At 69.6% G+C, this 22,959-nt stretch carries 18 protein-coding genes and 1 tRNA gene; 14 read left to right on the top strand and 5 right to left on the bottom strand.

The window, feature by feature from the left end; translation table 11 throughout:
* Positions 1 to 2: 2 nt before the first annotated feature.
* From CD928_RS09785 to CD928_RS09755, 7 genes are all read left to right on the top strand, one after another.
* Positions 3 to 755: an SDR family NAD(P)-dependent oxidoreductase gene (locus tag CD928_RS09785; protein WP_095386892.1), complete on the top strand. Its 753-nt coding sequence runs from the start codon at positions 3 to 5 to the stop codon at positions 753 to 755.
* 13 nt (positions 756 to 768) lie between these two features.
* Positions 769 to 1,611 carry a rhamnogalacturonan acetylesterase gene (locus CD928_RS09780; protein ID WP_095386891.1) on the top strand — a complete coding sequence of 281 codons (843 nt, stop codon included), beginning with the start codon at positions 769 to 771 and terminating at the stop codon, positions 1,609 to 1,611.
* Positions 1,612 to 1,733: 122 nt separating this feature from the next.
* Complete coding sequence (locus CD928_RS09775; protein ID WP_255247099.1) at positions 1,734 to 4,583, top strand: TonB-dependent receptor; 2,850 nt, start codon at positions 1,734 to 1,736, stop codon at positions 4,581 to 4,583.
* A 102-nt stretch (positions 4,584 to 4,685) separates the two neighbouring features.
* The gene (locus CD928_RS09770; RefSeq protein WP_095386890.1) at positions 4,686 to 5,432 is read left to right on the top strand and encodes a FadR/GntR family transcriptional regulator; all 747 of its coding nucleotides are present in this window, start codon (positions 4,686 to 4,688) and stop codon (positions 5,430 to 5,432) included.
* Between the two features lie 19 nt (positions 5,433 to 5,451).
* Positions 5,452 to 6,234 (top strand): 2-keto-4-pentenoate hydratase, encoded by a 783-nt coding sequence (locus CD928_RS09765; RefSeq protein ID WP_095386889.1) that lies wholly within the window; start codon positions 5,452 to 5,454, stop codon positions 6,232 to 6,234.
* Positions 6,231 to 7,250 (top strand): sugar kinase, encoded by a 1,020-nt coding sequence (locus tag CD928_RS09760; RefSeq protein WP_095386888.1) that lies wholly within the window; start codon positions 6,231 to 6,233, stop codon positions 7,248 to 7,250. The genes CD928_RS09765 and CD928_RS09760 overlap by 4 nt, the downstream gene beginning before the upstream one ends.
* Before the next feature lie 97 nt (positions 7,251 to 7,347).
* A complete protein-coding gene (locus tag CD928_RS09755) occupies positions 7,348 to 9,339 on the top strand; it encodes a phytase (protein WP_095386887.1) in 1,992 nt (663 codons plus the stop codon).
* A gap of 185 nt (positions 9,340 to 9,524) precedes the next feature.
* Here CD928_RS09755 and CD928_RS09750 read toward each other — a convergent pair.
* Positions 9,525 to 9,598: transfer RNA gene (locus tag CD928_RS09750), tRNA-Cys, on the bottom strand.
* A 256-nt stretch (positions 9,599 to 9,854) separates the two neighbouring features.
* Here CD928_RS09750 and CD928_RS09745 point away from each other — a divergent pair.
* The 3 genes from CD928_RS09745 to CD928_RS09735 all read left to right on the top strand — a co-directional run bounded on the left by CD928_RS09745 (position 9,855) and on the right by CD928_RS09735 (position 12,561).
* Positions 9,855 to 10,517, top strand: coding sequence for a protein-L-isoaspartate O-methyltransferase (locus CD928_RS09745; RefSeq protein ID WP_095386886.1), 663 nt, complete (start codon positions 9,855 to 9,857; stop codon positions 10,515 to 10,517).
* A 35-nt stretch (positions 10,518 to 10,552) separates the two neighbouring features.
* Positions 10,553 to 12,067, top strand: a complete 1,515-nt coding sequence (locus CD928_RS09740; RefSeq protein WP_095386885.1) for a TolC family outer membrane protein — start codon at positions 10,553 to 10,555, stop codon at positions 12,065 to 12,067.
* Positions 12,068 to 12,141: 74 nt separating this feature from the next.
* A complete protein-coding gene (locus tag CD928_RS09735) occupies positions 12,142 to 12,561 on the top strand; it encodes a DUF2497 domain-containing protein (protein ID WP_095386884.1) in 420 nt (139 codons plus the stop codon).
* 154 nt (positions 12,562 to 12,715) lie between these two features.
* Here CD928_RS09735 and nudC read toward each other — a convergent pair whose 3' ends face one another.
* From nudC to CD928_RS09720, 3 genes are read right to left on the bottom strand one after another with little or no spacing between them, the layout of a single operon-like run.
* Positions 12,716 to 13,585, bottom strand: coding sequence for an NAD(+) diphosphatase (nudC, locus tag CD928_RS09730; protein ID WP_095386883.1), 870 nt, complete (start codon positions 13,583 to 13,585; stop codon positions 12,716 to 12,718).
* The gene (locus tag CD928_RS09725) at positions 13,585 to 14,871 is read right to left on the bottom strand and encodes a serine hydrolase (RefSeq protein ID WP_095386882.1); all 1,287 of its coding nucleotides are present in this window, start codon (positions 14,869 to 14,871) and stop codon (positions 13,585 to 13,587) included. Before CD928_RS09725 ends, nudC begins: the two co-directional genes overlap by 1 nt.
* Positions 14,868 to 15,908: an A/G-specific adenine glycosylase gene (locus CD928_RS09720; RefSeq protein WP_095386881.1), complete on the bottom strand. Its 1,041-nt coding sequence runs from the start codon at positions 15,906 to 15,908 to the stop codon at positions 14,868 to 14,870. Before CD928_RS09720 ends, CD928_RS09725 begins: the two co-directional genes overlap by 4 nt.
* Before the next feature lie 371 nt (positions 15,909 to 16,279).
* On the opposite strand from CD928_RS09720, the gene CD928_RS09715 reads away from it, so the two are divergent.
* The 4 genes from CD928_RS09715 to smc all read left to right on the top strand — a co-directional run bounded on the left by CD928_RS09715 (position 16,280) and on the right by smc (position 21,989).
* Positions 16,280 to 16,858, top strand: coding sequence for a DUF721 domain-containing protein (locus CD928_RS09715; RefSeq protein WP_095386880.1), 579 nt, complete (start codon positions 16,280 to 16,282; stop codon positions 16,856 to 16,858).
* Positions 16,859 to 16,878: 20 nt separating this feature from the next.
* A complete protein-coding gene (locus tag CD928_RS09710; protein ID WP_095386879.1) occupies positions 16,879 to 17,604 on the top strand; it encodes a thioredoxin domain-containing protein in 726 nt (241 codons plus the stop codon).
* A 34-nt stretch (positions 17,605 to 17,638) separates the two neighbouring features.
* Complete coding sequence (locus CD928_RS09705) at positions 17,639 to 18,391, top strand: thioredoxin domain-containing protein (protein ID WP_255247098.1); 753 nt, start codon at positions 17,639 to 17,641, stop codon at positions 18,389 to 18,391.
* Positions 18,392 to 18,542: 151 nt separating this feature from the next.
* Positions 18,543 to 21,989: a chromosome segregation protein SMC gene (gene smc / locus CD928_RS09700; protein WP_095386878.1), complete on the top strand. Its 3,447-nt coding sequence runs from the start codon at positions 18,543 to 18,545 to the stop codon at positions 21,987 to 21,989.
* Here smc and ubiA read toward each other — a convergent pair whose 3' ends face one another.
* The gene (gene ubiA, locus CD928_RS09695; protein ID WP_095386877.1) at positions 21,990 to 22,898 is read right to left on the bottom strand and encodes a 4-hydroxybenzoate octaprenyltransferase; all 909 of its coding nucleotides are present in this window, start codon (positions 22,896 to 22,898) and stop codon (positions 21,990 to 21,992) included. It lies immediately after the preceding gene.
* Positions 22,899 to 22,959 lie beyond the last annotated feature (61 nt).

The raw sequence follows: 22,959 nt of genomic DNA, 5'->3' as shown, positions 1-22,959 counted from the left end.
CCATGACTCTCCAGGGCAAAACCGCGCTCGTCACCGGCGGCGGCCGCGACATCGGCCGATCGGTCTCGATCGCTCTCGCCCGCGCCGGCGCGCGCGTCGCGATCAATTACAACAGCGGCCGCGAAGCCGCCGAAGACACGCTCGCCGCCATCGAGGCCGCCGGCGGCGAAGCCTTCCTGATCCAGGCCGACGTCACCGACAGCGGCGCCGTCGCGGCGATGCTCGACGAGGTCGGGATCGCGTTCAGCGGGCGGCTCGACATCCTCGTCAACCTCGCGGGCGGCATGGTCGCGCGCAAGACGCTCGGCGAGATGGACGAGGCCTTCTTCGACCATGTGATGACGCTCAACCTCAAATCGGCCTTCCTCGTCCTCCACGGGGCACTGCCCTTCCTCGGCGAAGGTTCGGCGGTGGTGAACGTGTCGAGCCTCGCGGGACGCGACGGCGGCGGGCCCGGCGCGTCGGTCTATGCGACCGCGAAGGGCGCGATGATGACGTGGACACGGTCGATGGCGAAGGAACTCGGGCCGCAGGGCATCCGCGTCAACGCGGTCTGCCCGGGCCTGATCGGCACCAGCTTTCACGACATTTTCTCGAAGCCCGAGGGGCGCGCCGCGACTGCTGGCAATACCCCGCTCCGCCGCGAGGGTCATCCCGACGAGGTTGCCGACACCATCGCCTATCTCGCCTCGCCCGCCGCGAGCTTCCTCACCGGCGTGTGCCTCGACATCAACGGCGGCCTCGCCTTTTCGTAACCGGGAGACCGACATGCGCCGGCTGATCACCACTCTCATCGCCGCTACCGCCCTCGCGGGCGGGGCGCAGGCGGCCGACCGCGAGCGGACCGACGCGCCGCCGCTGCTGCCTTACAAGATCATCCTTGTCGGCGATTCGACGATGGCGCCGCACAGCGGCTGGGGCGGCGCCTTTTGCGCGAAGCACGTCAAATCGTCGGTCGCCTGCCTCAACACCGGGCGCGGCGGGCGCAGCACGCGCAGCTTTCGCCAGGAAGGGTCGTGGGCCATCGCGCTCGCCGAGGCGAAGGTCCCCGGCTATCGCGGCACCTGGGTGCTGATCCAGTTCGGGCACAACGACCAGTCGAGTAAGTCCGAACGCTGGACCGAGGAGACCACCGAGTTCCCGGCGAACCTCAAGCGCTTCGTCGCCGAGGTGCGCGCCGCGGGCGCGACTCCGGTGCTCGTCACGCCGCTGACCCGCCGCGAGTTCCGGGACGGCAAGCTCCACAACACGCTCGCCAGCTGGTCGGATCAGGTGCGCGCGGTCGCCAAGGCCGAGGGCGTGGCGCTCGTCGATCTCAACGCGCTGAGCGCCGCGCAGACGCAGAAGATGGGCGCCGAAACCGCGACCCAGCTCGCGCAGGAGCCGCCAACGGCAGAGGAGCTCGCCGCCGCCAAGGCCGGGACGACGCTGAAGGCGCGCCCCGCCCCCCCGCCCCCGCCCCCGATCGAGGGTCAGGGCGCGCGCGGCCAGGTGACGCGCAAGTTCGATTACACCCACCTCGGCGACGTCGGGGCGGAGGTGGTGGCAAAGCTCGTTACGCAGGCGCTGGCACAGGCGGTTCCCGATCTTCGGAGCCAGCTCGTCCGCTAGAGCCGCGATTGGACCTGCTTACTGGTTAGTCCAATCTGATAGACACAATGGTTGACAATTTGGTCTGCATGTTCGACTTAGCCGGTCAGAACAGACTCGACATGCCCAAGGGGAGAGACACAGTGAATTCTCGCAATCCGATCCGCGCGCGCGCGCTCCGCGCCGCCCTTCTCGCCGGCACCGGCCCCGTGCTGCTGCTCGCCATGCCCGCCGCGGCGCAGGACAGCGCCGCCACGCAGGACGATGCCGATGCGATCGTCGTCTCCGGCATTCGCGAAACGATCCAGAGCTCGATCGAGGCGAAGCGTCGCGAGACCGCGATCGTCGACACGCTGGAGGCCGACGACATCGGCGACATTCCCGCCATCTCGGTCGGCCAGGCGATCCAGACGATCACCGGCGCGACGACGCACCGCGAAAAGGGCGATGCCTCCGAAATCGCGCTGCGCGGGCTTGGCCCCTTCCTGTCGAACGCGACCTTCAACGGCCGCGACGCGACCAACGGCAGCGGCGATCGCTCGGTCAACTTCAACCAGTTCCCGTCCGAGCTGGTCAACGAGATCAAGATCTACAAGACGCAGCAGGCGAACCTCGTCGAAGGCGGCGTCGCCGGCACGATCGAGATCGGGACGCTGCGCCCGCTCGACTATGGCAAGACCCGTCTTCAGGGCGAGCTCAAGGCGCAGTACAACCCCTATGGCGACCGCATCACCGGCAGCGCGGGCGGGGTCGGCTGGCGCGGGACGGTCAGCTATGTCGACCAGTTCGCGAACGACACGATCGGCATCTCGATCGGCTTCCAGCGCAACGACACCAACAACCCTGAGGAAACCTACGCCGCGAGCACGACCTGGACCGCGTGCCGCGCCGACGTCACGGTCATCAACAATAATTGCACCGAACTCGACCGCGACGATTATGGCGACGGCACGCCCTATTATCTGGTGCCGAACAGCTATATCTTCCGCCAGATCAGCGAGACCGACCAGCGCGACGCGGTGTTCGGCGCGATCCAGTGGCGCCCGTCGGACCAGTTCAACATCAACCTCGACGTCCAATATTCGGATCGCACCTTCGTCGAGAACCGCCGCGACCTGACGATTTCGGAAGCGCGGCGCAGCCTGACCAACGTCGAATATGACGAGAACGGCATCATCCGCCATCTCGAAGGCGCGAGTTCGCTCGAATCGAACGGCTCGACGCTGACGCGGTCGGAGGAATATCTGGGCGGCGGCCTGTCGGTCGAATGGACGCCCTCGGATCGGCTGACGCTGACCGCCGACGCCTCCTATTCGCGCACAATTCGCACCGAGACCGAGCGCAATTTCCGCCTCCGCACCGACCGGATGGACGTCAACGGCGTTCGGACCGACATCGATAACCAGCGCATTCCCTATATCTACGACATCGCACCGGGCAGCTTCATCCCGACGATCACGATCGACCCGCGCTTCGACCTCAACAATCACGACCTCTTCTGGGACGACGCGCGCTTCCGCCGCGACGAGAGCCGCCGCTACAACAAGATCGTAGCCGGGCGTTTCGACGCCAAATATGAACTCGACGGCTTCCTGAGCGCGCTGTCGGCGGGCGTCCGTGTTTCGCAGCTCAAGTTCAGCGACTATGACGTGCGCAACGGCGACTTCAACGAGAACCCCGCGATCGAGGAAGACCGGCGGATCAACAATATCTGCCGCCAGGCCTTTCCGCAGACCGACTATCTGAGCGACGCGCCGGGCAACAGCATTCACAGCTGGGCGACCTTCGACGTCGACTGCCTGTTCCGTGAATATCTGGGCACCGAGGATCCGGGCCTGCCCGACGACATCCGGTCGGTCGCCAACCGCGACGTCACCGAGCGCACCTACGCCGGCTATCTGATGGCCGATTACGACAGCGAGATCGGGTCGATGCCGGTGCGCGGCAATTTCGGCGTCCGCGTCGTCAAGACCGAGGTCACCTCGAAGGGGCTGCGCAGCGACCTCGTTCTCGTCGACAATGGCGACGGCACCTTCGATCTCGACGAGACCGGCGATTTCGAGACCGAGACCATCAAGAGCAGCAACACCCGCATCCTGCCGAGCATCAACGCGATCTTCGAGGTCGCGCCGAACACGCTGCTGCGCGTCGCGGGCTATCGCGCCATGTCACGGCCGAATCCCAGCGCGCTGGGCGCCGGGCGCACGATCACGCTCGAGGACGGCGGCAGCTTCACCTCGATCGAGGATGCGATCGACAATGTCCGCGCCAACGGCAGCCCGCGCCTGAAACCGCTGATGTCGTGGAACGCCGACGCCGCGCTCGAATGGTATCCGAACAAGGACACCCTTCTCGCCGCGACCCTCTATTACAAGCAGTTCACCGGCGGCTTCCAGCCGGTCGTCTATGACGAGACCTTCACGATCGACGGGCAGCAAGTCACCGTTCCCGTCACCCAGACGCGCAACAGCCCCGACAAGTCGCGCATCTACGGTCTCGAACTGACCGCGGCGACACGCTTCAGCTTCCTGCCGAAACCGCTCGACGGACTGGGGGCGAAGGTCAGCTACAATTACGCCGATTCGAACTTCACCAACCAGGACGTCCGGTTGGGCGATATCTACGATCCCGAAACCGACACCATCTCGCCGGGCCTGATCCCCGCCGCCGGCCTGTCGGGCTATTCGAAGCATGTGCTGTCGGCGCAGGCCTATTACGAGATCGGCCCAGTGTCGCTGCAGGCGATCTACAACTACCGGTCGAAATATTATCAGGATTTCGTCGGCGGCAACAGTCAGCTCCGCTTCGTCGGCCCCAGCGAAACCGTTGATTTCCGCGCCTCACTGGCCTTGATGAAGGGCGTGTCGCTGCGCTTCGAGGCGCTCAACATCTTCAACGAGCCCAAGTCGACCTATATGCCAGTCTATGGCAGCAGCCGCCAATATCATTATTACGGCTCGAAATATTTCATCGGCATCCGGGCGCGGATCTAGGGACGCGACAGGAAAAGCGGATCGCCGTTCGGTCATGGCTTCAAAATTGTCATACCTGATTGTATGCAGGGGCTGACGCCTGTGTGGGGAGACGATTGAGACATGGCCGAACGCCGCCTTTTCGAAGATATCGCCGACGCGCTTCGCCGGCTGATCCTCGACGGAACCTATCCGCCGGGAACGCGCCTGCCGGGCGAGCGCGAGCTGTCCGAACGCTTCGAGGTCAGCCGCGTCACGATCCGCGAGGCCGAAATCGCGCTGCAGGCGACGGGGTGGATTCACATCCGCACCGGCGCCGGCGCCTATGTCCAGGCGAAACTCCCCGGCGACGGCGGCATATTGCCGCAGGTCAGCGCCTTCGAGCTGACCGAGGCGCGCTCGCTGTTCGAGGCCGAGGCAGCGGCGCTCGCCGCGCCGACCATCTCGGCCGAAACGCTCGAAAAGCTCGAAGGCCTGCTCGACGCGATGGCGAACGAAAACGCCAGCGAGGACGAGATCAGCGCGGTCGACCGCGAATTCCACATGACGATCGCCGCCGCGTCGAACAACAAGGCGATCATCCATGTCATCGAAAGCCTGTGGCGGATGCGCCTCGAACTACCCGAGGTGAAGCACAGCCACTCGATGATCTGCCGCAAGGACGGCACCGCGCGCCAGGCCGAGCATGCCGGCGTCGTCGAGGCGCTGCGCAACCGGGACGCCGGCGGCGCGCGGCTCGCGATGCGGCGCCATTTCAACCGCCTGCTCGAATCGATGCTCGACGAGACCGAGGAACGCGCGATGGTCGAGCTGCGCCAGCGCGCCGCCGAGAGCCGCGAACGCTATCTGTTGAGCGCCAAGCTCGCCTGATGCCCAGCGGACGCCTCGCATGAGCGCCGCATCGGGCGCGGTCGCCGCGCTGCTTGACGCCCGCCGCTCGGGCCAGCCGCTCGCGGCCTTTCCCGCGCCGGTTCCCGCGACCCTCGCCGACGCCTATGCCGTCCAGCGCGAGCTCTGCGCCGCGCTCGGCGCGCCCGTGCTCGGATGGAAGGTCGGGCGTATCCCGCCGGCGCTCGTCGATACGCTCGGCGCCGAACGCCTCGCCGGGCCGATCCTTGGCGTCACGGAGCTCGATGGCGAAGCCCCCGGCGACGCGCGGGTCTTCGCGGGCGGCGCGGGCGCGATCGAGGCCGAGGTGATGCTCCGCCTATCCGCCGTCCCCGGCCACCGCCTCGCGACCGATGCCGAGGCGATGGCCTTCGTCGACGCCATCCGCGCGGGCTTCGAGGTCGCCAGTTCGCCCGCGCCCGACGTCCACGACCACGCCCCCTATGGCATCATCGCCGACATCGGGATCAACAACGGCGTGCTGCTCGGCCCGCACCTCAACGCGGGCGGCTTCGCCGGGATCGAGGTCGTCACCGAAATCGACGGCGTCACGGTCGGCGCCGGCCGTCCTTGCGACGTCCTCGACGGCCCGCTCGGCTCGCTCCGCTTCCTCGTCGGCCTCCACCTGGACGGCGTGATCAGGCTCGAGGCGGGGCAATGGATTTCGGCGGGCGCGATCACCGGCGTCCATCCGATCGCCGCCGGCCAGACCGCGACCGCGCGCTTCGGCAGTGCGGTTCACATCGCCTGCACCGCCATCCCCGATCCCGGATTTGCCCGATGATCGACTCGAACAAGATCATCGCCTGCTTCGGCGAAATCGTCCTGCGCCTCGCCATCCCGGCGGGCGAGCTGCCGCTGCAATCGCCGCGCTTCGCCGTCCATGTCGGCGGCGCCGAGGCCAATGTCGCGGTCGCGCTCGCTGCGCTCGGCCACCCGGTGCGGATGATCAGCGCGGTCCCCGAGGGCCCGATCGGCGACGCCGCAATCGGCGAGCTCGCGCGTTACGGCGTCGACACGCGCTCCATCCTTCGCCGCCCGGGGCGCGTCGGCCTTTATTATCACCTGCCCGGCGGCCCGGCGCGCGCCAGCGAGGTGGTCTACGACCGCGCCGACTCCGCCTTCGCGGCCGCCGAGCCCGGCGAGTGGGACTGGGACGCGCTGCTCGCCGATGCGGGCTGGCTGCATCTGTCGGGGGTGACCCCCGCGCTCGGCCAGCGGAGCGCCGACGCCGCGCTCGACGCCGCGCGGACGGCGCGCGCCGCCGGCGTCGGCCTCTCCTTCGACGGCAATTGGCGAGGGCGTCTTTGGGAGCGCTGGGACGCCGATCCGGCCACGATCCTGCGCGCGATCATCGGCGAGGCGAGCCTGCTGTTCGGCAACCACCGCGACGCCGCGCTGCTCCTCGGCCGCGATTTTTCGGGCGACGGCGGCGAGCGACGGCGCGAGGCCGCGCTCGCGCTGCTGGGCGCCTTCCCGGCCCTCGACCTCGTCGCCTCGACCGCGCGCCACATCGTGGCCCCCGACCGGCATGAGATCGCCGCGCGCATCGACCGGCGCGACGCGAGCTGCCAGACCGAAGCGCGCGTGATCGCGCCGATCGTTGACCGCATCGGCACCGGCGACGCTTTTGCAGCGGGTGTGTTGCATGGCCTGTTCACGGACACGGATATCGAGGGTGCGGCGCAAAAGGGCCTCGCCCTCGCAACGCTCAAGCACGGCCTGCACGGCGATTTCGCGCCCTTTTCTCCCACCGCGCTCGCTGGCGCCACCGCAGCGGCGAGCGATGTCGCGCGCTGATTTCGGTCGACGACAGAACCCGAAATCGCGCAGCCAGTCATAAACTTGTCACGGACCACCGCTTCGACCTTTCCGGACTGAATCGAGGGGAGTGACGATGAAAACGGGTTGGATAACGATGGCGGCGGCCGCGATGCTCGCCCCCGCCTCCGGCATGGCAGAGGAGCCGACGGTCGCGGCTTCGGCGGAAACGCAGGCGACGCTGGGATCGGGCGCCGACGGCGCCGTGGTCGTTGCCGACCCGGCCGACCCCGCCAGGACGCTGATCCTCGCTGGCGCCGAATCGGCTGGGATCGACGTGTTCGACGCCGCAGGCCAGCGCATCGCCGCCCATAAGGCCGGCAATATCCGCGCGCTCGACCTGCGCGAGGGCGCGGCGCCCGGCGGCGGCGCGCTGCTCGCCGCGCTCGACGGCCCGGCGAATGCGCCCAAGCTGTTCCGCGTCGGCGCGGGCGGCGTTCCCGCGCCGGTCGCGCTCGCGGGAATCGAGCCCGCGATGACCGTCGCCGGCCTCTGCTTCGCGCGCAGCCACCGCGACGGCACCCTCTATCTCTTCCTGCTCGGCGATGAAGGCGGGGTCGAACAATGGTCGCTGTTCGCCGACGCGTCGGGCGGCATGGCGGGGCGCATCGCGCGGCGCTGGTCGTTGGGGTCGGAGGTCGGCTATTGCGCCGCCGACGATCGCGGATCGGTCTATATCTCGCAGGAAGCGGTCGGGGTGTGGCGCTTCGCCGCCGAGCCCGAGGCCGAGATCAAGCCCGAGATCGTCGACATCGTCCGCCTCGGCCATATCACCGACGAGGCGAAGGGGGTCGCGGTCGCGCCCGACGGCCGGCTCGTCGTGTCCGACGCGAAGGCGAACCGGCTCAACCTCTACGATCCCGCGAACGATTATGCCTATCTCGGTTCGGTCGCGCTCGCGGCGGGCGCCGACGTCGTCGAGGATGGCGGCAGCGTGACCGTCGCCGGCGGGGCGATCGTCGTCGCCGACGACGATAATGCGCCCGAGCTTCCCAATTTCAAGATCGCGAGCTGGGCCGCGCTGCTCGCTGCGGCGAAGCTGCCCGAAATCGTGCCGCCGCCGCCGCCGAAGACGATGCCGCTCGCCCGCGCGAGCGTCGAGACCGTGCCCGTCGAAACGGGGGGCGACGCCGCCGACGATCCGGCGATCTGGATCAACCCCGCCGACCCCGCGCAAAGCGTGGTGATCGGGACGCAGAAACAGTCAGGCCTCTATGTCTATGGCATGGACGGCAAGGTGCTGCAGTTCCTGCCCGACGGACGCATGAACAATGTCGATCTGCGCAATGGATTCCGGCTCGGCGGGCGCGACGTCACGCTCGTCACCGCGAGCAACCGCACGACCAAGGGCATTTCGATCTACGCCCTCGATCCCGCGACGCGCCAGCTGACCGACGTCGCCGACGGGCTTCAGGATACGGGCTTCGACGATCCCTATGGCCTGTGCATGTACCAGAGCGCGAAGACGAAAAAGACCTATGTCTTGGTCAACCAGACCGACGGCAAGATGCGCCAGTGGGAGCTCGCCGCGACCCCCGCGGGCAAGGTGCGCGCGAAGCTGGTGCGCGACCTGCCCTTCGCCAGCCAGGTCGAAGGCTGCGTCGCCGACGATGAAACCGGGATGCTCTATACCGGCGAGGAGGATGTCGGCATCTGGCGCGAGGGCGCCGAGCCGCGCGGCGGCCCCGCGCGCGCGATGCTGGCGAAGATCACCGATAATGCCGCGCTCAAGGACGATATGGAGGGAATGAGCCTCTACAAGCTCGACGCGGCGCGCGGCTATCTGATCGTGTCGAGCCAGGGCAACGACAGCTATGCGGTGTTCCGCCGCGAGGGCGGCAACGCCTATGTCGGCTCGTTCCGCGTCGGCGCCGATGCCGCGGCGGGGATCGACGGCATCTCCGAAACCGACGGCCTCGACGTCGCCAGCCTCTCCGCCGGACCCGGCTTCGCGCACGGGCTGATGGTCGCGCAGGACGGCCGCAACGTCTCGCCGCCCGAGCATCAGAATTTCAAATTCGTGCCATGGGACCGCATCGCCGACGCGCTGGGGCTGGAAAAGCGGTAGCGTTCGATCACGCACGCGGCCTCGATCGCGGCCCCATGCTGGCGCATTAACCCCGGCTTCGCGCGTTCGTCACGATGGGACGCGGGACTGTCTTTCAAGTGCGCGCCGATGCCGCTCGGCGCGATGCGCTACGCCTTCAATCGGGGCTCACTAACGAAACTATTCTCGGGTTCGATGAATATGATTGGAGGCCCGAGCCGGAATCGAACCGGCGTATACGGATTTGCAGTCCGCTGCGTCACCACTCCGCCATCGGGCCTCGCGCCGAACTGCCGTTGCCACAGGAGCGGACGGCCGGGTGTTGGACGGGTTGCGCTAGTGAGGGGCTTTCGCCGCCTTGTCAAGGATTCGCCTGACCCGCCGCGATTATCGTGCGATGCGGGGTTGGCGGCGTTCTTTCGCCCCGCTATGCGCGGCGGCAGTGCGGCAGCGGGGCTGTATTATTGTTGCAATACAGCATCGCTTCGGCTAGAGCTGCGCCGCAAGGTTGAAACTCCAGGAATCGGATTGCACCCATGGCAACCAAATTGAGCGATATCAGCGCTGCCGATATGCGGTCGGCGATGATCGACAGCCAGCTTCGGACCAACGACGTCATCGATCCCGCGGTGATCGCCGCGATGGCGGCGGTGCCGCGCGAGGCGCATGTGCCCGCGGCGCTGGCGAGCGTCGCCTATATGGACCGCGCGATCGATCTTGGCGGCGGACGCTGGCTCAACGCGCCGCTCGTCACCGGACGGATGCTCGTCGAAGCGGCGATCCGTCCCGGCGCCCGCGTCCTGCTCATCGGCGCCGCGACGGGCTATGGCGCGGCGCTGCTCGCCCGGCTCGGTGCCGAGGTTCATGCGATCGAGGAGGATCCCGCGCTGATCGCCGCCGGACGCCAGGCGGCCGCCGCCAGCACCATCCACTGGATCGAAGGCCCACTCTCCGCCGGAGCGCCCGGCGGCGCACCGTTCGACCGCATCATCATCGAGGGCGCGATCGAGGTTCTGCCCGACGCGATCGCCGATCAGCTTGCCGAGGGCGGTCGGCTGGTCGCGGCACGCCGGGAGGGTGCGGTCACCCGCCTCGTTCAGGGCGTCAAGGCCGGCGGGATCGTCGCGCTTCGCCCCTTTGCGGACATGGACGTCGCGCCCCTGCCCGGCTTTGCCGTCCCGACGGGTTTCCGCTTCTAAAGCCCTCCTCTCTCTCGCTTCAGGCTGAACCGATCATGCACGATCCCGACCCCAAATCGCCCCGCCGCCGCAGCCCCTGGCTCGCGGGCCTGGCGGTCGGCGCGCTGATGATCGCATCGCAGGCCCAAGCCGAGACGCTGCAGGGCGCGCTCGCCAAGGCCTATGAGAACAACCCGACGTTGACCGCGGCGCGCGCAGGGCAGCGTGCGAACGACGAAAACGTCCCGATCGAGAAGAGCTTCGGCCTGCCGAGCGTCGGCACCACGACCGATTATACCGAGAATATCATCATCCCCGGCAACAGCTTCTCCTCGCCCGCGCGTTCGATCAGCGCCGGGGCGCAGCTCTCGGTCCCCATCTATCAGGGCGGCGCGGTGCGCAACGCGGTGCGCGCGGCCAAATATCGCGTCGAGGCCGGCCAGGCCGACCTCCGCGCGACCGAGGCGAGCGTCTTCGCGCAGGTCGTCGGCGCCTATATGGACGTGTTGCGCGACATGGCGATCGTCCAGCTCAACCAGAACAATGTCTCGGTGCTGAAGACCAACCTCCAGGCGACGAGCGACCGGTTCGAGATCGGCGACCTGACGCGCACCGACGTCGCGCAGTCGGAGGCGCGGCTCGCGCTCGCCGAAGGCGATTTGCGCACCGCCGAAGCGAGCCTGATCGCCAGCCGCGAGGCCTATATCCGGCTGGTCGGCGAAGCGCCGGTCGACCTCCAGCCCCCGCCGCCGCTGCCCAATCTGCCGGCGACCGCGGAGGATGCGGTGTCGGTGGCGCTGACCAGCAACCCCGACATCGAGGCGGCGAACCAGCTCGTCAGCGCGTCGCGCGCCGACATCGGCACCGCGAAGGCGGGCCGCGCGCCCAAATTGTCGGCGACGCTCGGCGGCGGCTACAATAATTTCCTCGGCTCGCTGTCGAGCGGGGTTCCCGGCCTCGGCGTGTCGCAGGAAACATCGAGCGCCGCCGCGGGCGTGTCGCTGACCATCCCCGTCTTCCAGGGCGGGCGTCCCTCGGCGCAGGTACGCCAGGCGCAGTCGCGGTCGAGCCAGGCGATCGAAACCTATGTCGCGACCGAACGCGACGTCATCGCCCAGACGCGCGGCGCCTATGCCGCGTGGCAGGCGAACGAGCGGATCATCTCGGCGACCCAGCAGGCGGTCAGCGCCAACGCGCTGTCGCTCGAGGGCGTGCGCGCCGAAAACAGCGTCGGCACCCGTTCGATCCTCGACATATTGAACGCCGAGCAGGAATATCTGAACACCCAGGTCCAGCTCGTCTCGGCCAAGCGCAACAGCTATGTCGCCGCCTTCTCGGTCCTCGCCGCGATGGGCAAGGCCGAAGCGCGCGACCTCGGCATCGAGGGCGGCCCGCTCTATGACCCCGCCGCCAATTACGAGCGGGTGAAGGGCCAGATCTGGGACTGGGCCGACGATCCGGCGCCGCAGCAGCAGGCGACCGACACGCGCGGCGTCGCCGCCGCCGACGCCAGCGTCCCCGCGGGCGCCAATCCCTTGATCGGCCCGGTTGATCCCGCGCGCGAACAATAGGGCTTGGCAAGGCTCGCCCCCGCCCGGTAAGAGATGGTTAACCGCCCGCCACGGGCGCGCCGGAAGGGGCATATATGGGCGACCTGTCGCGAGAACCGTCGATGGAGGATATTTTGTCGTCGATCCGGCGCGTGATCGCGCGCGACGAAGCGCCCGGCACCGCCCGCGCGCCGAACGCCGCCGACGATGTTCTCGACCTCGCCGAGGAAGAGGCCGATGAGGACGACGCCGGGACCTCCACTGCCGACGAGCTCGTCTCTTCCGAAAGCGCCGATGCCGCGCGCCAGTCGCTCGACGCGCTGAGCGCCGCGGTCACCTCTCCGGCGCCCGCCACCCCGCCGGCCGCGATCGCCGCGGGCGGCCGCACGATGGAAGAGGTGGTGATGGAGACGCTCCGCCCGATGCTCAAGCAATGGCTCAACACCAATCTGCCGGGCATGGTCGAGGCGATGGTCGCCAAGGAGATCAGCAGGATCACCGGGCGGCGGCTTTAGAGCGGCATTAAGCCGCGCCTCCTGAATCCGCATCCCCGAGCGAAGACGAGGGGCCCGTTCGAGCGGAGCGAGAACCTCCGGCGCTGCTGGCCTCGACTTCGCTCGGCCGCGTCCCTCGTCTTCGCTCGGGAAAGCGGATTTCCGGCGGTCGATCCTACCCCGCCCAATCCTCCAGCAGATGCCGCGCGATCGCCAGCGAGGGCGGCGCCATGAAGGGCGCGCCCATGTCGCCCGCGAGCGCCGCGCGGACTTCGGCGCGGTCGACCCAGATCGCCGCCTCGATCTCGGTCGTATCGAGCGTCAGCGCGGGATCGAGCGCCCGCGCGCGGCATCCGATCATCAGCGACGAGGGGAAGGGCCAGGGCTGGCTCGCCACATAGGCGACGTCGGCGACGCGAATCCCCGCCTCCTCGAACAATTCGCGCGCGACCGCTTCCTCGAGCGATTCCCCGGGCTCGACAAAGCCCGCGAGCGCCGAGAAGAAGCCGGGCGGAAAGCCCCCCTGGCGCCCCACGAGCACGCGGCCCTCATATTCGGCGAGCATGATCACCACGGGGTCGACGCGCGGGAAATGCTCGGCATTGCACGCCCCGCAGCGGCGCCCCCAGCCGGCGCGGAACAGCGCCGTCGGTGCGCCGCACACCGCGCAGAAACGATGCCGCGCGTGCCAGTCGACCAGGCTGCGCGCGCCGCCGTAGAGCGCCGCCTCCTCGGGCGCGAGGAGCGGCAGCAGCCGCATGACGGTGCGCGACCGCGCATCGACGCGCGCCCCTGCCGCCGCCTCGCGCACGAAATGCGGAACTCCCGCCGCATCGAGCCCGAGCAGCAGCAATGCCCGATCGTCGGTGGGGTCGAGCGGCTCCCAGCAGAGCCCGCCGCCCTCGCCCGGCACGAAGTCGATCCCGTCGATCGCGAGGCAACGGGCGCGCGGATCGGCGACCGCCTCCGCGAGCCGGCCCTCGTCGGTGCGCAGTTGATCGGCGCGGTCGAGCCGCGCGCCCGTAAACCCAAGCGGCAAGGCCATCAGCGCATCACATCCTTATAGAAAGCCTTGCCGAAATCGGCCTGGAAGGGAACGGCGTCGGACGGCATATATTGGGTATAGCCGCCGACGCGATAGCCGCGCGCGCGGTCGACGAAGCCGACGGTGCCCGCCGCCCCCGCCCAGCCGTAGAGCCCCTCGCCGGTCGGCGAGGTCGGCAGCGACACGCGCCCGCCGGCGCCGAAGCCCTCGCCGTCGATGAAAGTCCCCTTGCGGTCGACGGCATCGTCGATCAGGTTCGACATCGCGAGCCGCGCGGTCTCGGCCTTCATGATCCGCACCCCGCCCGTCTCGCCTTCGCCGAGCAGCATCGCGAGGAAGCGGTCGTAATCGCGCGCGCTCGACACGAGCCCGCCGCCGCCGAACGGATAGGGCGGCTTGTCGAGGTAGATCGAGCTGGTCGCGGGGTCGATCGGGATCAGCACGCCGCCCATGGGCGCATAGTTGGTCGTCAGCCGGTGCGCCTCGCTCGCGGGCACTTGGAACCATGTGCTTTTCATGCCGAGCGGATCGAAGATGCGCGCTTTCAGAAACGCGTCGAACGGCTGGCCCGACACGACCTCGATCAGTCGGCCGGTAAGGTCGAGGCTGACCGAATAGCTCCACCGCGTGCCGGGCTCGTAGACGAGCGGCAGCTCGGCGAGCCGGTCGGCGAAGGCGGCGAGGCTCGGCGCCGCGGTGACCGGCGCCAGGCCGGGGATCGGCAGGCGGCTCACCTGCCCGCCGACGATGCCCGCGGCGTCATAGGCCGCCTTGATCGGCCCCTTCTGGATGATGTTGTAGCCAAGCCCCGCGGTGTGGGTGAGCAGGTGGCGCACGGTGATCTGCGTCTTCGCCGGATGCACCTCGGTGATCGATCCGTCGGGAACATTCTGCACCTTCATTGCCTTGAAGGCGGGCAGGAAGTCGGCGATCGGCTGGTCGAGCCCCATCTTGCCGTCCTCGATCAGCAGCATCGCCGCCATCGCGGTGATCGGCTTGGTCATCGAATAGAGCCGCCACAGCGTGTCGGGACCGACGGGCACGCGCGAATCCATCGCCTGCGTCCCATAGCCGAAGCTCAGCGCGTCCTCCTGCCCCTTGCCGATGCAAACGAGCGTGCTCGCGAGTTCGCGGCGGTCGACGAAGCCTTTGATGAACGCGTTGGTCGCGGGATAGAGCGTCGCCCCATCGGCGCGGAAAGCCAGCGCCCTCCCCGGCAGGAAGGCCGCGGCGCCGCCCAGCGCCATCCCGCCGAGCAGCGCCCGGCGCGTCACCATCATGTTCATCCATCCGTCTCCCGCAGCCTGTCGATCAGCTTGCGATAGAGCGTCGGCAGCCCCGCCGCGTCAAGCGCCGACAGCGGCCACCATTCGCCTTCCGCTGCGGCATCGGGGCCTTGGACGGGCATTTCGCCGCGCACCAGCGTCAGCCGGAGGTCGAAATGGGTGAAGCCATGGTCGACCCGCGCGACCCCCGACTCGACAGGTGGCGCGCCCGTCCACTCGCCGCCGGGCAGCGCGCGCATCCCGCCGAGCATCCCCTTGCCGGGACGCCGCACGAGCCACACCCGCCCCTCGCGCTCGATCCAGTGCGCGATGCCGTAACGCTGCGGCTTGGCCTTCTTCGGCGGCTTCACCGGCAGCCGCTCGATGTCGGCGCGCCCGCGCGCGCGGCAGTCGGCCATCAGCGGGCAGATCGCGCAGGCGGGCGATCGCGGGGTGCAGATTGTCGCGCCGAGGTCCATCAGCGCCTGCGCGAAGTCGCCAGGGCGATCCGTGGGGACGAGCGGCGCCAGCGCCGCCTTGATCTCGCGCTTCGCCGCGGGGAGCGGGGTTTCGATCAGCCGGTGGCGCGCGATCACCCGCTCGATATTGGCGTCGACGACCACCGCCGGCCGACCGAAGGCGATCGCCGCGACCGCCGCCGCGGTATAGTCGCCCACCCCCGGCAGCGCGCGAAGGCCGGTCTCGCTATCGGGAAAATGACCGCCATGCTCCGCGACGATCGCGCGCGCGCAGGCGAGCAGATTGCGCGCACGGGCATAATAGCCGAGCCCCGCCCACGCCGCCATGACGTCGGCATCCGCCGCCGCCGCGAGGTCGGCGACGGTCGGCCAGCGCGCGGTGAAGCGCTCGAAATAGCCCGCCACCGCCGCGACCGTCGTCTGCTGGAGCATGACCTCCGCCATCCAGACGCGATAGGGGTCGGGCGTCGCGGCGCTGCCGGGGGGCACCCGCCACGGCAGCACCCGCGCCGCCCGGTCGTACCAGCCGAGCAGGCGCGGCGCGAAATCGTCCGCCGCTGTCCCGGATCGGGCGGTCATGGCCGGTGGTTCCCGCGTGCCCCGAAGGGCGCGTCGATCGAGAGGGCGTGCGAATCGGTCCGGCCGGGACGAACGCCATCCCGGTTGCGTGATTTCCGTCCTAAGTTGTCAAACTTGTCACTCCCCTCCGGTATAATGATACCCGTTGCGAATTTTGGGGGCTGTGGCGGCAGGGAAGGCGAAGGCGAAACCGGGGGAAGCGACGGACCCATGACACGAAGGCTGGCACGCCGCGATCATGTAGGAAAGAGATTTCTCGGGCGCGGCGCGGCGGCCCCCTCGCCGGTGTCGGGGCCTTGCCCGATGCAGGGCGCATTCGCCTTGCCTTCCATCTCTGCCCTCCATCTGGACGCTCACCCCCCGGCTGTGGCATGGCGCTCCCTATGACGAAAGACACGGGAGACGGGCCGCCCGCCAAAAAGGCGAAGGCGAAAGGCGCGGCGAAAAAGGCCGCCCCCCGCGCCTATGAGCGCCCGCGCGGCGGCGAGGCGCGCGCGATCTCCGATCTCGTTCCCGAGATCGGCCGCACCGCCTTTCGCAAGTTCGGCTTCATCCAGTCGTCGGTGGTCAGCCGCTGGCGCGAGATCGTCGGCGCGAAACTGGCCGACGTCACCCAGCCCGCGATGATCCGCTTTCCCGCCGGACAAAAGGCGGGGGGCACGCTCCACCTGACGATCAGCGGCGCGCATGCCCCGATGCTCCAGCATGTCGCGCCCGACATCATCGCCGCGGTCAACCGCTTCTTCGGCTATGCCGCGATCGCCACCGTCCGCATGACCCACGGCCAGATCGCGCCGCGCGAACCCGTTCAGCCGCCGGCAATGCTGAAACCCGTACCCGCCGAGCTGGGGGACAGTCTCCGCGATATCGGCGATCCCGAACTCAGGACCGTGCTCGAACGCATGGCGGCCGGGCTCGCCGCGCCGCCGAAGCTCCCCCGGATCAGTTGATGGAAAGACCCGGCCCGACCATGTTCCCTATCGCCATCGCATCGCTGCCGCGCCGCTCGGCCGTCGCGGCGCTGTCCGCCGCCGCGCTCGCATTGCTCGTCGCCGCAGCGCCCGCCAAGCCCGCCGGCCCGCGCTGGTCGGCGACCGTCGCCGAAAGCGCGATCGGCGCCTACAGCGTCGGCAACCCGCAGGCGAAAGTGAAGCTGGTCGAATATTTCAGCTACACCTGCTCGCATTGCGCCGAGTTCGCGAAGGAATCGGGCACCGCGCTCAAGACCCAATATGTCGACCGCGGCCTCGTCCTGTTCGAATATCGCAACCTGATCCGCGACCCGCTCGACATGGCCGCGGCGATGCTTGCGCGCTGCGGCGGCCCCAAGGCCTTCCTCGCCAATCACCAGGCGATCTTCGCCGCGCAGCCGGCCTGGCTCGGCAAGGCCGCGAAGATGACGCAGGCGCAGCAGGCGCCCTGGTATCAGGGCTCGCTCGGCGACCGGACGCGGCGGATGGCCGCCGACACCGGGCTCGACGCGCTGATGCGCGCGCGCGGCTATACGGCGGCGCAGCTCGACGCCTGCCTTTCCAGCGGCGTCGCCGAGGCCGAGCTGATGGGGATGACCAGCATCGGCATGAACGCCGACAAGGTCGCGGGCACCCCGACCTTCTTCGTCAACGGCCGCAAGACCGAAGTCGGCCATTGGGCCGACCTCAAACCGGTTCTCGACGCGGCGCTCAAGCAGAAGTAAAGACGCTCCCCATCACGACCAGACGGAGAAGACCGTGTCCAAGACCTTGCCCACGCTGCGCATCGCGCTCCTCGCCTCGCTCGGCGCTTTCGCCCTAGCCGCCTGCGGCGACAGCAAGACCGACCCCGCCAAGCAGCAGGAGGTGATCGCGAAGGTCGCCGCCCCCGCCGGCAAGAGCTGGTCCGACGTCGTCGCCGTGACGCCCGAAGGCGGCCATGTGATGGGCAACCCCGACGCACCGGTCAAGATCATCGAATTCGCGTCGCTGACTTGTCCGCACTGCGCCGATTTCGCGACCGAGAGCCATGACGAACTGAAACGCGACTTCATCGACACCGGCCGCGTCAGCCTCGAACTTCGGAACTTCATCCGCGACGGCATCGACCTCACCGCCGCCGCGATCACCCATTGCGCCCCGCCCGAGCGCTATTTCCCGCTGACGCAGAGCACCTTCGCGTCGCAGGCCGAGATCTTCGCGGCGGCGCAGGCCAATCCGCAAGGCTATGAAGCGGCGATGAAGTCGGCCCCCGGCGTCCGCTTCCAGCAGCTCGCCAAGGCGATGAAGCTCGACCAGTTCTTCCAATCGCGCGGCATGACCGGCGAACAGGTCAACGCCTGCCTCGCCAACCTCGACGGCATCAAGAAGCTCGAGGACGGCACGAACAACGCCCAGCAGCAATATAATGTCCAGGGCACGCCGACCTTCGTCATCAACGGCCAGGTCGCCGAGGGCATCGCCACCTGGCCCCTGATGCGCGACCGCCTGCGCACGATGGGCGCGCGCTGATCCTATGCTCACCCCTCCCCGGAAGGGGAGGGGCTTTCCGTCTCAACCCCCTTGCGACTCCCTCCCCCGCGCGGCATGACGGCGCTTTAGGGGGATATGTGACGGAACGGTTGCAACGCCTGCGATTCGACGATCTGCGCGAGGTGGCCTCGTGCAGATAAAGCGGCTGCGCCTGACCGGTTTCAAGAGCTTCGTCGAACCCACCGAGCTGCGCATCGAGCCCGGGCTGACGGGCGTCGTCGGCCCCAACGGCTGCGGCAAGTCGAACCTTCTGGAAGCGATCCGCTGGGTCATGGGCGAATCCAGCCCCAAGTCGATGCGCGGCGGCGGGATGGAGGATGTGATCTTCGCCGGCACCTCGTCGCGCCCGGCGCGCGATTTCGCCGAGGTCGCGATCCACTGCGACACCGAGGGGGCGCTCGTCGCGGGCCTTTCCGACGCCAACGAGGGTTCCCGCGAGCTCGAGATCATCCGCCGTATCGAGCGCGGCGCGGGCAGCGCCTATCGCGCCAACGGGCGCGACGTGCGTGCGAAGGACGTCGCGCTGATCTTTGCCGACGCCGCGACCGGCGCGCACAGCCCCGCGCTCGTCAGCCAGGGCAAGATCGCCAACGTCATCGCCGCGAAGCCGACCGACCGGCGCGCGATGCTGGAAGAGGCGGCGGGCATCGCGGGCCTCCACGTCCGCCGCAAGGACGCCGAGCAGAAGCTGCGCGCGACCGAGACCAACCTCGCGCGCCTGTCGGAAATCGTCGCCGACATGGAGGTGCGCGCGAACGCGCTCCGTCGCCAGGCGCGCGCCGCCGAGCGCTATAAGAAGCTCAGCGACGAGATCCGCGTCGCCGAGGCGCGGCTGATCTACGCGCGCTGGCGCGACGCGGCCGCGGCCGCCGACCAGGCGCGCCGCGACGCCGATGCCGCCGAGGCGGCAGTCAAGGCGGCGCAGGACGAGCTGGAACTCCTGTCGCGCGCGCAGACCGAGGTCGCGACCCGCGTCGCCTCGGCGCGCGCCGACGCGCAGGCGCAGCGCGATGCGCTCGCCGAGGCGACCGCGACGCAGGTCCGCCTGACCGGCGAGGAACGCGCGGCGCGCCAGCGGATCGACGACCTTATGGCGCAACAGGCGCGGCTCGCCGACGACCGGGAGCGCGAGGGCGAACTCGCGCGCGACGCGCATGGCGCGCTGACCGCGCTCGATAGCGAGGGCAAAGCCCTTGCGCAGAGCATCGCCGCGCACGACGCCGGCAAGGCCGCGCTGGTCGAGGCGCATCAGGCGGCGCAGGCGCGGCTGCGCGATGCCGAGGTCGCGCTGGCGCAGGCGCGCGCGAAGGCCGCGAGCGAAGCGGCGGACCGGCGCGTCGCGCTCGGCGCCCGCGACGGCGCCGAGGCGGCGGTGCGGCGGATCGCGAGCGAAGGCGCGCGGGTCGAGGCCGAGGTCGCCGCACTCGGCGACAGCGACGCGCTCGCTGCGACCGTCCAGGAAAGCGCGCGCGACGCCGAGCGCGCCGAAGCCGCGATCGCCGACGCCGAGGCCGCGCTCACCGCCGCCGACGCCGACCGCGGGGCCGCCACCGCCGACCTCGCCGCGCTCGATGCCGCGCTCGCCGAAGCGCGCGCCGCGCTCGCCGCGCTCGAAGGCGAGGCGACGACGCTCGAACGCGCGCTCGCCGCCGCGCGCAGCGACGCCGACCGGGTCCTCGACCGGATCAAGGTGAAGCCGGGCTATGAGGCCGCGCTCGCCGCGGCGCTCGGCGACGATCTCGACGCGGGCACCGGTGCCGACGCGGCGCGAAGCTGGCGCGGCGCCGAAACGCCCAGGAACGACCCCGCACTGCCCGCCGGCACGCGCGCGCTCACCGAGGTCGCCGAGGCGCCGCGCGCGCTCACGCGCCGTCTGGCGCAGGTCGCAATCGCCGAAAACGACGCCGGCCAGCCGCTCGCTGTCGGCCAGCGCCTCGTGACGCTCGACGGGGTGATGCGCCGCTGGGACGGCTTCGTGACCCGCGGCGACGGCGCGACGGCGAGCGAGAGATTGCAGCGCCAGAACCGCCTCGACGCGCTCGCGGCGCAGCGCCCCGGGGTCGAACTGGGGGTCCAGGAACTGCGCGACCGGCGCGAAAAGGCTGCCCTCGCCCTCACCGCGCGCACCGAGGCCGCCGCCGCCGCGCGCAAGGCGCTCGCCGACGCCGATGAGACTCGGCGCGGCGCGCTGCGCGCCGCCGATCAGGCGCAGGCCGCGCTCGATCGTCATCAGAGCGCCGCCGCGCTGTTCGCGGGCCGCCTCGCCGAAATCGCCGCCGCGGCCAAGGAAGCGGGCGAACAACTCGCGGCGCACGAGGCGGCGCTCGCCGCGCTTCCCGACGAGGCGATCGCCCGCGTCGCGCTCGATGGCGCCGAGGCCGACACCGACCGCGCGCGCACCGATGCCGGCGCCGCGCAGGGCGCGCTCGCCGACCACGACCGCGCGCTTGCGGCGCTCAGCGAACGCCAGGCGGTCGTCAGCGCCGAGATCAAGAGCTGGAAGGCGCGCGCCGGCGAGGCGGCGCGCCGCGTCGCCGACATGGACAAGCGCGCCGACGCGCTCGCCGCCGAGGCCGCGAAGCTCGCCGATCTGCCCGACAGGCTCGCCGCCGACCGCGCCGCCGCCGAGACGCGGCAGGCGGCCTTGCGCGAGCAGGTCGCCGAGGCCGAGACGCGCGAACGCGAGGCTGAGGCGGCGCTGCGCGAAGCCGAGGCGGCGCTCACCACGGTGCGCGAGCGCGTCGCCGCGGCGCGCGAAACCCGCGCCGGCGCGGTCGCACGCTCCGAAAATGCCGAGCTGCGCCGCATCGAAATGGGCCGCCTGTCGGGCGAGCGCTTCGAATGCCCGCCGCCGCTCCTGCCGCAGAAGGCGGGCTTCGAAAGCGATGGCGTCGGCGACGCGGGCGCCGAATCGGCGCAGCACGACCGGCTGATCGCCGACCGCGAGCGGCTGGGCCCGGTCAATCTCGTCGCCGCCGACGAACTCGCCGAGCTCGATACCGAGCGCGAGAGGAACGCCGCCGAAATCGAGGAGCTGCAGCAGGCGGTGAACCGTCTGCGCGGCTCGATCGGCAATCTGAACCGCGAGGGCCGCGTCCGACTCCTCGCGGCCTTCGAGGCAGTGAACACCCATTTCCAGCGCCTCTTCACCACGCTGTTCAACGGCGGCCAGGCGCATCTCGAACTCGTCGATTCGGACGATCCCTTGGAGGCCGGACTCGAGATCATGGCGCAGCCGCCGGGCAAGCGCCTCGGCACGCTGACCCTGCTTTCGGGCGGCGAGCAGGCGCTGACCGCCGTGGCGCTGATCTTCGGCCTCTTCCTCACCAATCCCGCGCCGATCTGCGTCCTCGACGAGGTCGACGCGCCGCTCGACGACGCCAATATCGAGCGCTTCTGCGACCTCCTCGACCGCATGACGCGCGAGACCAACACCCGCTACCTCATCGTCACCCACAATGCGGTGACGATGGCGCGCATGCACCGGCTGTTCGGGGTGACGATGATCGAAAGGGGCGTCAGTCGCCTCGTCTCGGTCGACCTCGGCGGCGCCGAGGAACTGCTTGCGGCGGAATAGCTACCCCGCGCTTCCCACCACCAGCATCGCCGCGAACACCAGCAGCCCCGCGAAGCGGTTGCTGCGGAATTTCGCCAGCGCGTCGCTACCGTTCGCCGGCTCGAGCGTCGCCACCTGTCCGGTCAGGTGCAGCGCCGCGGGCAGCAGCGCGACGAACACCAGCGGATCGGGCCGCACGGTCCACAGCGCCCCCGCCCACAGCAGCAGCGCGGTTGCGTAACAGAGCGCCACCCCGGCGCGCACCTGCGTCCCCATCGCGCGCGCGCTCGATTTCACCCCGACGAGCGCGTCGTCCTCGATATCCTGCAGCGCATAGATGGTGTCATATCCGATCACCCAGGCGATCGAGCCCGCGTAAAGCAATGGCAGCGCCAGCCCGTCTCCGCCGCCGACCGCGATCCAGCCGACGAGCGCACCCCAGCTGAACACGAGGCCGAGCCATGCCTGCGGCCACCAGGTGATCCGTTTCATGAAGGGATAGGCGGCGACGAGCGCGAGGCTCGCGAGCGCGACGACCTGCGCGGGCAGCGGCAGTTGGAGCAACACGACCAGCCCGACGAGCGACAGCAGCAGCACCCATAAAAGCGCACCCCGCACCGACACCGCCCCGCTCGCGACGGGGCGTGAGGCGGTGCGCGCGACCTTTGCGTCGAGATCGCGATCGACGATGTCGTTATAGACGCAGCCCGCGCCGCGCATGACGATCGCGCCGAGCAGCATCCAGAAGAAGAGCGTCCAGTGACTGCGCGCGCCGCCGCCGAGCGCGAGCCCCCACGCGCAGGGCCAATAGAGCAGCCACCAGCCGATCGGCCGGTCGAAGCGCGCGAGCAGCGCATAGGGCCGCATCGCGGCGGGAAGCAGGGCCAGGAAGCCCTGGTGCTGGCTGTCGGGAGGATGCGCCGCGGTCATCGATCCGGGCGATAGCAGCCGCGGCGCTCGCGATAAATGCCTGATTGAGGCCGGACGACCG

The organism is Sphingopyxis sp. GW247-27LB (genome assembly GCF_002277025.1).
Lineage (GTDB): Bacteria > Pseudomonadota > Alphaproteobacteria > Sphingomonadales > Sphingomonadaceae > Sphingopyxis.
The sequence above is the reverse complement of the archived record's forward strand: the minus strand, read 5'-3'. Positions and strand labels throughout refer to the sequence as shown.